The 15004-nt window shown below is 68.9% G+C and carries 8 protein-coding genes and 2 pseudogenes; 7 read left to right on the top strand and 3 right to left on the bottom strand.

All coding sequences use genetic code 11. From position 1 onward, the window contains the following. Window positions 1–131: 131 nt before the first annotated feature. Window positions 132–227, bottom strand: a pseudogene (locus ACZ4MF_RS47610) (IS5/IS1182 family transposase); the annotation flags it as partial. A 562-nt stretch (window positions 228–789) separates the two neighbouring features. On the opposite strand from ACZ4MF_RS47610, the gene ACZ4MF_RS47605 reads away from it, so the two are divergent. The 5 genes from ACZ4MF_RS47605 (at window position 790) to ACZ4MF_RS47585 (ending at window position 7841) form a co-directional block, all read left to right on the top strand. Then, window positions 790–2889: a trypsin-like serine peptidase gene (locus ACZ4MF_RS47605; RefSeq protein ID WP_467500543.1), complete on the top strand. Its 2100-nt coding sequence runs from the start codon at window positions 790–792 to the stop codon at window positions 2887–2889. 36 nt (window positions 2890–2925) lie between these two features. Then, window positions 2926–3246: a hypothetical protein gene (locus ACZ4MF_RS47600; protein WP_467500542.1), complete on the top strand. Its 321-nt coding sequence runs from the start codon at window positions 2926–2928 to the stop codon at window positions 3244–3246. A gap of 79 nt (window positions 3247–3325) precedes the next feature. Continuing rightward, on the top strand, window positions 3326–4408 hold the full coding sequence (locus ACZ4MF_RS47595) for a protein kinase family protein (protein WP_467500540.1): 1083 nt from the start codon (window positions 3326–3328) through the stop codon (window positions 4406–4408). 1002 nt (window positions 4409–5410) lie between these two features. After that, on the top strand, window positions 5411–7087 hold the full coding sequence (locus ACZ4MF_RS47590; RefSeq protein WP_467500538.1) for a TROVE domain-containing protein: 1677 nt from the start codon (window positions 5411–5413) through the stop codon (window positions 7085–7087). 10 nt (window positions 7088–7097) lie between these two features. Further along, the gene (locus ACZ4MF_RS47585) at window positions 7098–7841 is read left to right on the top strand and encodes an endonuclease VII domain-containing protein (protein ID WP_467500536.1); all 744 of its coding nucleotides are present in this window, start codon (window positions 7098–7100) and stop codon (window positions 7839–7841) included. Between the two features lie 1401 nt (window positions 7842–9242). On the opposite strand, the gene ACZ4MF_RS47580 is transcribed toward ACZ4MF_RS47585, so the two are convergent. Together ACZ4MF_RS47580 and ACZ4MF_RS47575 are read right to left on the bottom strand one after the other, a co-directional pair. Further along, window positions 9243–11741: a discoidin domain-containing protein gene (locus ACZ4MF_RS47580; RefSeq protein WP_467500534.1), complete on the bottom strand. Its 2499-nt coding sequence runs from the start codon at window positions 11739–11741 to the stop codon at window positions 9243–9245. A 474-nt stretch (window positions 11742–12215) separates the two neighbouring features. Further along, window positions 12216–12366: pseudogene (locus ACZ4MF_RS47575) on the bottom strand (ArsR family transcriptional regulator); the annotation flags it as partial. Between the two features lie 1012 nt (window positions 12367–13378). On the opposite strand from ACZ4MF_RS47575, the gene ACZ4MF_RS47570 reads away from it, so the two are divergent. Next, window positions 13379–13657 (top strand): hypothetical protein, encoded by a 279-nt coding sequence (locus ACZ4MF_RS47570; RefSeq protein ID WP_467500532.1) that lies wholly within the window; start codon window positions 13379–13381, stop codon window positions 13655–13657. Between the two features lie 340 nt (window positions 13658–13997). After that, window positions 13998–14648, top strand: a complete 651-nt coding sequence (locus tag ACZ4MF_RS47565) for a peptidylprolyl isomerase (RefSeq protein WP_467500531.1) — start codon at window positions 13998–14000, stop codon at window positions 14646–14648. Window positions 14649–15004: the final 356 nt, after the last annotated feature.

Below are 15004 nucleotides of genomic sequence, written 5' to 3'. Positions count from 1 at the left end.
GCCTGAACGTCATATGGGCACTCATACGCGATGGCCGTACCTTCGAAATCGTCGCGCCCCCGCCCGCTGTCACTCAGGGCTGAAACGCTCACAGGTTGTCACCAACCAGGCTTGACAACCGCATTGGGAATCGTTTGGTGACCCTCGACCATGGGCTTCAGGGCTTCGCTGTCGTGGGTGTTGGCGGCCGAGACGCCGACGAGAAGGGGCGGTCCGTTCGCGTCCGACGGGGACGTGCGACCGTGACCGTCTACCTGGCTGGACTCCACATCGCCGGTACTTTCCTCTGGTCCGCCAGGTGACCCAAACGACGGCCTCTGGTTCTGGTTGCCGGCAGACGAGTTACGACACGTCGAGCCGCGACAAAAACGCCGACGCGTGCTGGTTGGCGGCCCCGGCATCGCAGCCGCCCTACGTGCCGCACGACCGGCTATCACAGAGGCGCGAGCCCAGGTTGTTCGACTCTCCGCTCTCGCTGCGAACGGCGCACTGAACGGCTCGCGTTGCCCGGGGGCGGACCATGCAGGAGCGCTGAACGCCCACGGCCTCCACCGGCAGGCCTTTGCGTGCGCCGACTCACCCGATCCCGCTGTGCGTCCGGGAGCCGGCACCGGCCGCCCGTCATCACCCAGGCAAATTCGCCCTGTGGTTCGATCGCCGAGCGGCAGTGCCGTACTCTCTGCTAGTCCTATCGCCTGCGTGGCGGAGAGTCACGCCAAGTGGGGGGAATTCATCCCAAAAGTGAGCAGAACTCCAGGGCACCGTGCGAGTCGGCGCGGTGCCCTTCTCGTGGCCGCCGCCGGCGCGATCACCGCGCTGGCCGGAACTCTCGTCGTCTCGGTCGATACGGCAGGCGCCACGAACGCCCCTCCGGCGTACACGTCCGCGATACCGGACACCGCCCCGCGTCCTCCCGCCGCCGCGCCGCACTGGACGGGCCTTGCGGCCAAGCGGTTCTGGACCGCCCAGCGCATGGCGGAGGCAAAGCCGCTTCCGGACGACAAACCGCGGACCGCGGGCAAGGTCGCCCACCCCACGCTCCAGGGGCTCGTCAAGCCGCCGGGGACCGGTGGTCTGAACGCCCAGGACCTGCGCGAGGCTCCGATGGACACCACGCCGAGCGCCACCGCAGGGCCGACGGACACACCCAGCGACACCTCGACCCCGGATCCATCGGCGACCGCTACGGACACCCCGACCGCCGCCCCGACGGACACCTCGTCCGCCTCCCCGAGCATCTCCCCCAGCGCGTCGGACTCGGCGAGCCCCACCGCCTCGCCCAGCCCGTCCCCCACGAGCACGGGCGGGGCAGGTCCCGTCAGCTCCTACTTCGGCGGGCTGCCGATGGTCGGCCGGATGTACATGCAGACCAGCAGCGGCTCCTACTTCTGCACCGCGAGCGTCATCAACAGCCCGCACCACAACATCGTGCTCACCGCCGGGCACTGCATGGACGGGAGGGCAGGGGCCGGCTCGCTCGCCTTCGTCCCCCAGTGGACCGCGGCCAATCCCCAGCCGTACGGCATCTTCCCCGTCGCGACCGACTCCGAAGGCCGCAGCCGGGTCTGGATCGATCCCCGCTACTACGACCGCGGACACGTCCAGGGCGCCCCGTGGGACGTGGCGTTCGCCCAGGTCGGCGCGCGCAGCGACGGCAAGCAGGTGCAGGACGTGGTGGGCGGCAACAACCTGGCCACCGGTCGCGGCTACGCCTTCCCCAGCATTCGGCTGGTCGGCTACCCGGGCACCGCCGCGCAGCCCCTGACCTGCGACAACAACACCACGCAGTACACCCCGACCGACGGCACCCCCGGCTCGTACCTCCGGATCGCCTGCAACGGCTTCGCAACCGGCACCAGTGGCAGCCCGTTCCTGGAGAACTTCGACCCGACCACCGGCACCGGCGACGTGGTCGGCAGCATCGGCGGCTGGGACACCGGCGGACCGACCGACGACGTCTCCTACAGCCCCTCCTACGGCTCCGACGTCCAGAACCTGTACCAGGCGGCGGTCGCCGGCACCGCCCCCGCACGTCCCAATGTGCTGCCCGGCGCCTCCACACTCACCCATGCCACCCTCTTCACCTCGGGCTCCTTCACGCCCTCGCCTTCGCCCGATCCGGACAAGAGCGACCTCATCGTGCGCTGGTCCGACGGCGAGTTGACGCTGTACCGGGGAGGTGGCAACGGACGGTTCGACAAGGAAATACAGCTCGTCGCGGCCAACACCACCTGGACGAAGGCCGTCTCCATCACGGCCGGCGACTTCACGGGCACCAACACCTACGACCTGCTGGTGCGCTGGAGCGACGGCAGCCTCACCCTCTTCCCCGACGTCGACGCGCACGGCCTGCACAGCCAGATCACACTCGTCAAGCCGGGCACGCTGTGGCAGCACGAGGTCGCCATGACCGCGGGCCGCTACACCACCGACGACCACTGGCCCGACGACCTGATCGTGCGCTGGTCCGACGGTGAGACCACGCTCTACAAGAACCTCAACTCCACCGGCCTCCACAGCGAGGTCCGGCTCAACCCTGCCAACTCCACCTGGACACACGCCACATCCCTCACGTCCGCCGACTTCGCCGGGACCACCGAGTCAGACCTCGTGGTCCGCTGGTCCGACGGCGAACTGACCCTGTACCCGGACATCAACCAGTACGGCTTCCACGGAGAGGTGCGACTGCGGGCCCCGAGCACGCTGTGGACCCACGCCACGTTCACCACGGCGGGCAACTTCACCAGCACCGACAACCGGTCCAACGACTACCTCGTGCGCTGGTCCGACGGCCAACTGTCCATGTACCAGGACAGCGGCAACAGCCTCGGCACGGAAGTCGTACTCGCGACCGCATCCGGCTCGTCACTGCCGTACTACCGCCGCTGACCACGAAGTCCTCTGGGCCTGGGCCCAGAGGACTTCGTGACGACAAGCCCTAGCGGTGGTTTGACCCGGGACCGGGTCATCCCGATCACGGACGAGGAGCTGAGCAATCTGCCGACGCCGAAGGCGATCAAGATCGACGCGCTCGTGCCGCTGGAGGACATAGACCCGATCCGTATGGGCGCCGGGTACTGCCTGTCCGCCGGCGGGCAGGTCGCCGCAACGGGCAGGGGCGCTATCAGATGTTGTGCAATGGGGTTGAGCGGCTGGGCTGCGTCCTCGCACCGGTCCAACTCCAGAGTCGACTCCTGGATGTTCTCCCGCTCCGTGTCAGCTATCGCGGCGAAGAGGCCGAACTGAGAGTGGCTGATCTTTCAGCGTAAGGTCGGTGCCGTACATGGGATTGCCAAGGCCTGGTTCGGGCACCGAGGGGTCGTCGATGCTGGACCAGGATTTGCAGCGTGCCGCGCGCCTGGCTGGTTACGGGACCGTGAGCACTCAGCTCTCCTTGCTGAGCGACTACCGGCTCGGGGAGGCCGTGGCAGCCGCCACCCCGCTCGGGTCGGGCATCGGCGGCAGGTCGGCAGAGCTGGACATCAATGGAACGCGCGTCTTCGTCAAGCGGATCCCTTTGACGGACACGGAATTGCGCCCGGAGAATGTGCGGTCGACGGCGAACGTCTTCGAACTGCCGATGTTCTACCAGTACGGGGTGGGCTCGGCCGGGTTCGGTGCCTGGCGGGAGCTTGCTGTGCACACCATGACCACGAACTGGGTTCTCGGCGGCGAGTATGCGGGATTCCCCCGGATGTACCACTGGCGGGTACTGCCTGACTCCCCTCCCGAAGGATTCACCGAGGAGTTCGGGGGCCTGGAGGGGGCCGTCGCGCACTGGGAGGGATCACCCGCCGTTCGTGACCGGCTGGAGGCCATCGGCCAGTCCTCGTACAGCCTGGTGCTCTTCCTGGAGCACGTGCCGCACACACTCGCCGGATGGCTGGTCGATCACCGCGAATCCGCCGTGCCGGGAGATGGGGACGGCTCGCCCTTCCTTTGGGCGGAAGAAGCTCTGCTGGAAGGAGCTGCCTTCATGAGTTCTCGCGGACTTGTCCACTTCGATGCTCACTTCGACAACATCCTGACCGATGGCCGCCAGCTCTACTTCGCCGACTTCGGACTCGCCCTGAGCTCCCGCTTCGACCTTACGGCGGACGAGTCCGACTTCCTCGCGGACCACTTCGTATACGACCACTGCTACACCGCGAGCCACCTGCTCCAATACCACGTGCTCGACGGCGTCCGCGGTGACACGGAACGCGAAGTCTTCCTGCACGACTGGATCGCGGGCCGGCGACCTGGCGGCATCCCGCCCGAGATCACGGCCATCATCGACCGGCACGCACGCCCTACCGTCGTCGTGGACTCCTTCTTCCATCGTCTGTTCACCGAGAGCAAGCAGACGCCGTTGCCGGCCGCCGAGATCGAGCGGCAGTTGGGCGCCGGCGCCACAACCCCGACCTGATCCACGCCCTCGTCTCGGCCGCCACGGTCGCTGCCTACCGACGGGCCTCTGGCACGCAAGCGCGGGCCGGTCCAGGGCAGTCTCGAACTGTTCGGGTCCGACGAGGACGACGGGCAGCCGTGGCTCGTGCTCCTGGAACACGTCTCAGAGCCGGTAGAGGTAATAGAGGGCGTTGTTGCGCAGCCGGTGGGCGTTGTGGACGACGACTGCAGGCCGGGGGCGTCGCGTGAGTTCTCCCTCCATCGCGATGCACAGGCCGCGGTGTTTTTGATGGGCGCCGTGTTCATCCGTAGGAGGCTCGATGCCCCATCCCGTCGCCGTTCCCGCGGGTCGGGACGGCGCCGCCCTCGCACGGTCGGCCGCTACCGGCCCGCGCACCGGTGAGTCGACTGCCACCGCCTGCGCTACAAGGGCCTGTTCGCCCAACCGGATTGGCTTCCGGACGACGATGCCGACTGAGTCGACACGCTCCCTGCATAGCCCCCCGCCCAGCGCAACGGCGCTGCGGCGGGGGGTTATTGCATGCCTCGATCTGACGCAGGAGCTACAGTGGGGTCGTCCAGGTGCGCAGGCAACGGATCCTTCTTGGAACTGAGGGTTGCGGGTTCAAGTCCCGTCTGGCCAACAGCGTTGGCCGGTAGCTCAATGGGTAGAGCATCAGTCTGTGAGCCGTCGCCGACTCTGACCTCTGGACTACAATTTTAGACATCTGCACCTCCCGGTGCGCAGGCCGCGGTTACTTCTTTTGGCAGAACCACCTCGGTGGGCGGGGATCGAACCCCGCAGAACCGCAGCCGTCTTGATCTCGGGAGGCTCAAGCATCGGGGGCGCCCGGTGCGCAGGCAGCGGATACTTCTGGATTCACAAATCCTCGCGGGTTCGAATCCCGCCGCCAGTTGCAGGGCTGGTGTGGGCGAGCGGCCCAAGCCAACGGGTCCGCAGCCGACTTCCGATCTCGGGCGCCCACTGCTTGCGCTTCCCCTCCACAGTGAGGGGCTTTTTGTGTCGCGCTTCAACACCCGCACCGCCCGGTCGACGACCTCGTCCCCGGTCACCACGACCGGCGAGACGACCCGCACCCACGAAGGCGCCACCGGCCACCTCCGCGACGCGCGGTCCGAACTGTTCGTGCTCGCCATCTCCCACTTCCTCGCGGACACCTTCTACGAGAACGCGAAGGAACGGGACGACCGGTTCGAGCGTCTCGTCCGCCAGCTCGCCGTCGAGGACCCGGCGTGGACCGCAGGACTGCTCGGCTGGCTGCGCGGCGAAGGCAACATGCGGTCGGCCGCGCTCGTCGGGGCCGCCGAGTTCGTCAGCGCCCGGCTCGACGCCGAACAGGCTGCCGCCCGCATCCCGGGCCCGGCTGCGGTCGACGGCGCCGTCCCGTACTCGAACCGCGCCGTCATCGCCTCCGTGCTCCAGCGGGCGGACGAGCCGGGTGAGATGCTCGGCTACTGGACGACGAAGTACGGGCGCCGGCTACCGAAGCCGGTGAAGCGCGGCATCGCCGACGCCGTCCAGCGGCTCTACACGGAGCGGTCGCTGCTGAAGTACGACACCGACAGCAAGGGCTACCGCTTCAGCGACGTCCTCAACCTCGTCCACGCCTCCCCGGCCGACGACAAGCCGTGGCAGGGTGACCTGTTCCGGCACGCTCACGAGCGGCGCCACGGCCGGGACGAGGCCATCCCGGACAGCCTCCCGGTGCTCCAGGCCAGCCGGACCCTGTCGGCGCTGCCGATCGCGGACCGTCGTGCCTACGTGCTCAATCCCGAGCTGGTGTCCTCGCCGGGCGGCCTCGTGGGGGCCGGGTTCACGTGGGAGCGGCTCGCGGGCTGGCTCCAGGGCCCGATGGACGCCGCGGCGTGGGAGGCCGTTATCCCGTCGATGGGGCTGATGGCGCTGGCGAGGAACCTGCGGAACTTCGACGAGGCCGGCGTCTCCGACGCGGTGGCCGCTCAGGTGGCGGCACGGTTCGCGGACGCCGACGAGGTTGGGCGGTCGCGGATGTTCCCGTTCCGGTGGTGGGCGGCGTTCAAGCACGCCCCGTCGCTGCGGTGGGGGTACGGGCTGGAGCAGGCGCTGAACCACTCCCTGTCGAACGTGCCGCGTCTCGGGGGCCGGACGCTGATCCTGGTGGACCGGTCGCCGTCCATGTTCCCAGGCTACGGGTTCTCGACGCCGAACAAGTCGGACATCCCACTCGCCGAGCAGGCCGCGGTATTCGGTGCCGCGCTCGCGGTAAGGGCGCAGGACCCGACGCTGGTGGAGTTCGGCATGCGCAGCGCACGGGTGGACGTGCCGAAGGGCGGCAGCGTTCTGAAGCTGATCGAGAAGTTCGGGCAGATCGACGGCACGGACATCCCCTCGGCGGTCAAGGCACACTTCGACGAGCACGACCGGATCGTCGTCGTCACCGACGAACAGACCCGACCGGGCTGGTTCCCGTCCAACGCCCACGGGTACGGCGGGATGCGGGAGACCGTAATCGACGACCTCGTCCCGAAGCGCGTTCCGGTCTACATGTGGAACATGGCCGGCTACCGGTCGGGAGCGGCGCCGTCGGGGAGTGGGAACAGGCACGCCTTCGGTGGCCTCACCGACCACGCATTCCGGATGATCCCTCTCCTGGAGAGGGGGCGAGACGGAGACTGGGCCGCCATCTTCGGCAACTAGAATTAGCTGTATGGGTAGATCGCGGGCACAGTGGAAGATCAGCCTCGCTGAAGTGAGGGCCCGGTACGAGGCAGGGGAATCAGCGCAAAGCCTCGCCGACGCGTGCGGTGTGAAGTCATACAACGTCATCATCCGATCCCTCCGGGAGGTCGGCGTTGAGATCCGGAGGAGCGGCGGGCCCTCGGGGCCTCGCAAGGGTCACGTGTCCGTGCGCGAAACCAGGGCATGCAAAGGGGCTAGCTGCTCTGTGACGTTTGAGGCGTATCCGTCATCGAACAAGCGCTTTTGCTCCCCGGCATGCCGGTACTCGTCGCCTGAGCTGGCCGCGCTGATGGCCACGAACATCGCCAACCGCCACCGGCTCAGCGACGTCGATCCAACTGCCTGCACCGCGGTCTGCTCCGTTTGCGGGCCAATCGACGTCCGGCGGCGCACAGACAAGAAGCAGAAGTACGCCACCGAGAGCGTGCTCTGGCGTTGTCGCGGCGCTGAACGTGCGCGGGTTTGGGCACGGCAGTACGGCGCGGACGCAGACACGATCCGGGCTATGTGGGAGTCTCAGGGGCGGCGCTGCGCGATCTGCCAGACGGCCCTCGGCGAGCGGTTCAATGTAGATCACTGTCATGCTTCGTCGAAAGTCCGAGGGCTCCTGTGCTCGCAATGCAACACCGGGCTAGGGCTGTTCGCCGATACCCCTGAACGCCTACGGGCTGCTGCGGACTATCTCGATCGATCCCGGGCAACGTCCTCCTGACCGCACGACAGTGATCTGCTCGCTGGCCGTGGCAGGAGACCGCGGCCCGATCGCGCGAGATGGCTCCGCCGCTTTGGCGCCGGGGCTTTTCGCCATGCGGCCTCGACGACCACGTCACGTACCGCGAACGCCCACTCGGCGACGAGCCCCTGGTGGGTGGGCCGGCCCTGTGGCTTCAGGTGGCCGCCGGCGCGCAGCATGAGCGCGCGGATCTCCGCGTTCACCACTGCGGAAGGGCGCGCGGGGTCATGGCTCGGGCGCTATCCGGACTTCGGTGGCCTCCTGACCGACACCGCTGACAGCAATGCCGATATGAGAAACATCAACGACAGCCTGGGCTGTACCCCCACACGCACGACACACCAGCACCAGCTCGACCGCTAGCGGCAAAGGGACGGGCCGGCCTGGGCATCACCCCCGCCCGGCCCGTCAACGCGCTTTCGATGCGCGCTCTGGTGGATACCGGCCGGTGACGTGGCAGGCGCGCTTCAATCCCACAAGTCAGGTGGGGTGCTGGGGTGCCAGGAAGGGTGATGCCCTCCAGTTGCTCGCGCGGTTCCCGGGACAGAGTCCTGGCCGACGGCCTGGCGGGCGGTTCCTCGGCATCTCGCTGCGCGATCCCGCCCACGTTCCGGGCGTCGGCCCGCGGGCGTTCCGAACGGCTGCGTGGACTCGAAGTTTTCGGCCTTCCGGTGGTGCAGGACAAGGCGGTCCTGGACACCGAGCTCGCGCGCCGCGTCAGCCGCCTGGGCCAACGCGTTCTCGGAGATGTCCACGCCCTCGACGTGCACGTCCGGTCGTGAGGCCAGGGCACGCAGGTGCGGATTCCAGAGCCGGGGCGTGTGAGGGGTGATCGTCGAGTGCGACGGGGCCCGTACCTGCCAACCCGGCGCTCCGGGACGGGAGGGGCCATCGGCGGCACTGTGGTGCCAGCCCTCCTTGGTGAGGACGGGGACGTCTTGGACACCGACGTTGATCAGGGCGAGGACGGACTGGACGCCGGCACCGACGGCCGCCGCGAAGTCGATCACCAGCTGCTCACTGGCCAGCCGCCGGCCGGACAGGGCGTTGTCGAGGTCCCTGCGGGAGAACCGGCTTCCGCCCGCTGTGACAGGGGCCCGGTGTCTAGCATGTTGTCCCGTGGTGCATCACGGCGGTCGCCGCCACCACGTGCGCCGGCAACGGCCGAGGCAACAGCAGCCTGGCCGCCAGGTACGCGGTGCGCCCCGGAAGCGTCGCACCAGCCGCCGCTGACGGTCGTAGTCCTCACGCAACCCGGCTCCCGGACACCAGCGGCGTTCAGGTTCTTCGTCCCCCTCACGCATGGGCCGATCGTAGGCAGTACGGCGTGTGGTGGCGGTCGGCGCGGCTCTGCACCGAGGCGGCACAAGCACGGCCTACCTAGCGCCGCGCTCCTCGGGTGCCTGCGGAGTTGACGGTGAGGATCGCGGCTTTGCTGGGCACCGCCTGCTGGTTGAGTGCGAAGAGCATGTACGTGCCGGGAAGTGCCACGCCGGGGTCGGCCGGGATGTCGAGTTCGTAGGTGTCGGCTCCGGTCTTGCGGGGCGTCAGCGGAATTCGGCGTTGGTCGTTGTCGACGGAGTGGGTCGCGGCTCCGGCTCGGACCAGGGCGAACTTGTCGATGGGCATGTCGGTCGTCACCGTCAGCCGCTGCCCGTGTGCGACGTCGGCGGGAACGCTGCTGATGATGTGGGGGCGGGGCTTTTCGCTGCCGTCGGGGTTGAGGAGGTAGGGCGGGGTGAAGATCGCTCCGTCGGCGTGGTTGGTTTCGCAGTCGCCGCACAAGCCGCCGCCTCCGGTGAAGATCCGCCCGTCGGGGAGCAGATTGGCGACGCTGTGATAATTACGGGGGAGCGCCATGGATGCCATGGGTGTGAAGCGGCCGGTGGCGGGGTCCCATATCTCGGGGCTCAGGACGGAGTGGCCGTCGCTGAACGGCTTGGCGTAGGACTGTCCCCCGAAGACCGCGACCGTTCCGTTTGGCATGACGACGCTGTTGGCGAAGGAGCGGGCGTAGGCCATGTCGCCGGTGCGGACGCTGACAGGCGCCCCGTCGGGGCCTTTGACGCCGACGGTGTAGGCGCGGTCGGTGGCCGTCGCGTTCTCGTATGCGGTGGCGCCGCCCAGGGTGAGGAGCTTGCCCACGTCGTAGGCGACGGCATCGCCGTTCATCGCGTCGAGGCTGTCGGCGCGGGTGCCGGCCGGGGTGATGCCGCCCTCGCCATCGGTGGATATCCAGTTGAGCTGCTTGCTGGGGCCGAACTGCAGGACTCGTCCGTTGGACGTGGCGTACAGCCATTCGTGGTTGTCCGCCCGGTAGGGGCCTGCCGGGTCGGCGGTCAGGGTGGGGGAGACCGGTACGCCGGACAGTCTGCGCCAGGTGCCGGTAGCGGCCGACCAGACCTCGCTGCCCTTGTCCGGGGCGTTGTCGCGGCCCCAGGAACCGCCGATGACGAACGCGTCGCCGTTGGGGAGCAGGGTCATGGCCTGGTAGCCGCGCGCGATGTTCATGTCGCTGGTGGAGGTCCACTCGTCGGTGGCGGGGTCGTAGATACTGGCGCGCTCGGCGTTGCTGCCGCCGGTCACCAGCACCCGGCCGTCGGAGAGGATCGCGGTGCCGGGACAGAACATGTCGTGCTTGGTGTTGTCGACGCGGCGCTGGGTGATTTTGCCGGTGGTCAGGTCCATGATGGCGGTCTGGGTGTAGCCGTTGCTTCCGCCGAAGCGGTCCGGGGCGTAGGCGGACCAGGCCAGGAGTTTGTCGTTGGGCAGTACGGCGGTCGCCACCGGCACCAGCGGGAAGCCGATCAGCGGGCCCCACGCACCGTGTTCAGCGGGGTTGGCCGGACCGCTCAGGCGCAGTTCGGCGGCCGACGACCAACTCCCGCGGCCGCCGGCCTCGGTGATGGCCGTCAGACGGACATAGCGCGCGGTGACGGGTTGGTCGAACGTGGCGCCCTTGACGGTGTCGTCGTCCTTCCAGGTCCCGGTTGCCACCGGTTTCCCGAAGGTGGTGCCGTCCGTGCTGGTGGTGATCGAGTACTTGCCTATGCGACCGTTGGCGCTGTCGTCCAGTCGTGGTTCGTAGGAGAGGCCTGAGACCACGGTGGTGCGGTGCATGTCGATGGTGATGCTGTGCGGCAGCGGTGGGGTATCACCGGACCACTGGGTGTGCCAGACGGTGCCGGGGTTGCCGTCCACTGCGTTCTGGGCGCGACCGTCACCCGCTTGGGTCTCTTCGCTGTCGGCGGTGGCGGTCCACCCGTCGCGCGGCAGGTCGACGCCGGGTCCGGGCGTGCTTGGATCCCCGAGCAGGTTGATCTCCGCCGCCGAGTCCCACGGCCCGCGCGCGCCGGCCGCGGAGGTGGCGGTCAGTCGCACGTAGCGGGTGCGTCCGGCGGCGAACCGCAGCTTCTTGACAGCCGCGTCGTCGGCCAGGGTGCCCGTGGCTACGGGCTTCCCCCAGGTAGTGCCGTCGCCGCTCAGGTAGATGGCGTATTCGCCGATCCGGCCGCTGGGGCTGCCGTCCTGGCGCGGTTGGTAGACCAGGCCCGAGACGACGGCGGTGCGGCGCATGTCGATGGTGATGCTGTGTGGCTGCGGCTCCTGGGCGTGGTGGTTGTCCGCGCGGGTGTCCTCGTCGCTGACGGTGGTGGTCCACCCGTCACGCGGCAGGGTGGGAGCGGCGGGTTCGAATGCCTCCCTGGGGACGACCTCGCCGTGTCCTCCGGGGGGCGTCGGCACGTGCCCGCCGGAGGGTGAGTCTGTGCCGTGTGCGGCCGTCGCACGGTCCGCGACGGCGGGGTTCGGCTGCAGCAGCGCGCCGGTCACCGCCGCGGAGGTAAGGAGGACAAGGCTGAGGGCTCGCGCCTTGGCCACTCGTAACCTGTCGGGCGCACCTGTCATGGCGTCTCTCCGAACGGTGAGCAAGGGGTTGCAACCACGTCTGCCGCAACAGGCAAGGCCCCAGGGCGGCACGCACCGCGAATGTGCGCGGAATCCGGCAAACGGCTTTGGAGCGGTTCACAGGGTTCAGCTGTCGCAGTGTTCATGCAATCACCGTGCACGCCCTTGAGGCCACATGCGCCCCGAGCGCAGCCGATGGGGGAGTCACCCGCGGACTCTTCTGCGGGCGACCAGCCGGTCTTCGAGCGGACCCCGGCGCATGGTCTGGCCCAGTACCACGAGAGCACAGTCGCCGACGTGACACCGCCGGTGGACACCTGACCGCCACCGGCGTGGGCCTGGCCACGGACGGACCGGCGGGGTGGGCAGGTCAGGCGGCCGGCGCACAGACTTCCCCGTCGGACTCGACGGTCCGCCAGGGAACCCAGGGCTCCAGAGTTCGACCATTCAGCGTCGGGCCTGCGGGGTCCAGGCCGCTACCAGGTCGAGAAGGCCGGGGAACCGGGCATGGGGGTCTTCGACGCGTACGTGGCTGCGGCGTTCGAGCCCGTACCGGCGCCGACGTGTGACCCGCCTCGCGCAGCGCCTTGCACGGGTGGCCGCGTCCCGGTTTCCCGGGCGTGCGGTCGCCAGTGCAGTGTTGACGACCGTCGGGGGCGGGCTGCGTTGGTCGCTGGCGTTGTTCCTCGTGCCTGCCCTTGCGGTGCGCTACGGGGTGAATTTCGGCAGTCCGGCCGTGTGAGCGTCTGCGGATGTCGTTTCGAGGTGACTTCGGGAGCCACGGGTAGCGCTCACTCAGTTCGGGGGCGGCGAAGGCTTCGAGGGCCGCTCGGTGGGGGCGGTGTAGATCGCGCGCAGGGGCGGCATCAGCTTGGGGCGGACGCGCACCGACGACAGCCGCAGCGACGCGCGGAACTCTGAGCGCCATCGCCCCCGAGGGCACGAGCTCGCGCCTGGTGGCGTGGCTGCTGCCGGAGGGCGGAGGAACGAAGTGGACCACCGACCCGGACGCGCCCGGCAACCCCGCTCCGATCACCCCGGACAACCGGCTGTGACGCGCCGCCGGGGCCTGCCCCGCCACAGCGGGCCTTGATGGTGGGCCTGGCGGCAGACGCGGTGCTTCGCGGGCGTGCTCTTCGCCCTGACCGTCGTCTTGCTCCGTTTCCTGTAAACCCCGGCTGAGCCGGGCCGGGACGTCACACCCTTCCCGGTTCAGCCGACCCCCGCTCCCGGGCCGGGCCCGGACCGTGATCCGCCCATCCGCCGACGGCCCGGAGCGGGCGGTCACACCCGAGCCCCGGGCCGGGGCCCGGGACGTCACACCACCCGCCCTGCCGGAACCCTCGCACCAGTCGACGTGAGTCGAGGGACCGTGCACAACCTGATCCTCCGCCCGTTTCTGGATGGCTACCTGGCCGTGCGGCCGGGCAGTACCGCTTGCGTGCGTCTGCCGGCCGAACTGTACGAGGAGGTGCGCGCCGGGGCCGATGACCGGGTGCCTGGCTGGTGGAGGCCACCGCCGATGCCTGGGGCCTGGGCTTGGAGGGCAAGGCCGGCGGGTCGGCGCTCCTGGTGCTCAGGTCGACCGAACTCGGCTTCGCGCGGGCGAGTTGCGAGATCAACCTCTACTGCAACTTCGGGCGCAGGTACTGGTCCTGCGGCTCCAGATCGCGGCCGGTGAGCCGACCGTGGATCCCGACTTCGAGGGCGTCTACCGCTGCGCGTTCCGCCAGGGCATGGTGCTCACGGTCTCGGCCAACGACTCCCGGCTGTTGAAGCGGGATCTGCTGCGGCTGTTCCGGGACTGCCCGCCGTACCGCGTCGTCGTGAGCATGTACGGCGCGACGGAGGAATCGTTCGACGAACTCACCCGGCGCAAGAGCGCCTAGCGGAACTTCCGGAAGGGCATGGCCGCGGCCCGCAACGTCGGCCTGCACGTGCGGGTGTCCGTCGTCGTCACGGAGGACAACGCTCACGAGGCCGATGACATGATGGCCCTGGTCGGGTGCTGGGGGCTGGGCCGTCACGTCTACACCAACATGCAGCCGACGTTCTCGGGTACGGGCGGGCCCTCCGTCCAGTCCGCGGAATTCCTGCGCGGGCGCCCGGTCTTCGATGACTGCCACGTGGGGGCTGTGCCCGGAGCGGGGGTTTCACCGGGACCGCGGGGCGGGCAGTATGAGGCGGCCATGACACGCCGTACGGCGCTGACCCGAAGGGAACCGTCTCGTGCTCCGTAAGCCAAGCGCCCTGCTCGCCGCCTCCGCCCTGCTCCTCCTCGGCACCGCGACACAGGCCGCGGCCGACACCCCGCCCCCTGCCGCCTGCACCTACACGCCGGCCGTTCCCGCAGACAACTTCAAGGGGATACCGGTCTTCGACCCGGTGAAGGCCGCCAAACCGTACAGTGCGACGCTGCGTACCGGCCAGGGCGCGATCACCTTCCGGGCACTGACCGACAAGGCTCCCTGCACCACGTATTCCTTCAAGTTCCTCGCCCAGCGCGACTACTTCGACGGCTCGCACTGCCACCGGCTCACCACCGCCCGCATCTACGTGCTCCAGTGCGGCGACCCGACCGGCACCGGGAGCGGCGGACCCGGTTACTCCTTCCCCGACGAGAACTTGACCGGGGCGACCTATCCGTCCGGGACGGTGGCGATGGCCAACGCTGGGCCCAACACCAACGGAAGCCAGTTCTTCTTCGTCTGGAAGGACACCAAACTCCCGCCCGCCTACACGCCGTTCGGCAAAGTCACCGCGGGCCTCGACGTGCTCCAGAAGATCGCGGCGGGCGGTGAGGACGACCAGAACGGGCCGGGAGACGGCTTTCCGACGCTGCCGGTGAACATCAAGCGCGTACAGATCAAGAGCAGGTAATACGGTCCTGCCCCGGCCCTGTCCTTGCCGGAAGCCTCGCCCGTCCCGGTCATGGTCGGTGTCGTACGAGTTGGCGGACGAGATCGTCCAGCGGGGCGGAAAATCCACGGGGACGCGGCCCAACTGGAGAAGGGCGATCGTGTCGCCGTGCTCGGCGACCTGATGGGCGGCAATCAGGGTGATCTTGCTGGTCGGGTGGGGCACTGCGCCTGCCGAGAATGGCGTCTATGCAGTTCAGGAACCTGTTCGGTGGTGCGGCAGGAGGCGTGTGTAGCGGTTCGCCACGCGGATGTCGTTGCTGTACAGGTGGTCGGGGCGTTCCAGTGTGTTGCAGGACTGGCAGACGGGGGCGCGGA

This window comes from Streptomyces sp. NPDC025793 (assembly GCF_055558375.1).
The sequence above is the reverse complement of the archived record's forward strand: the minus strand, read 5'-3'. Positions and strand labels throughout refer to the sequence as shown.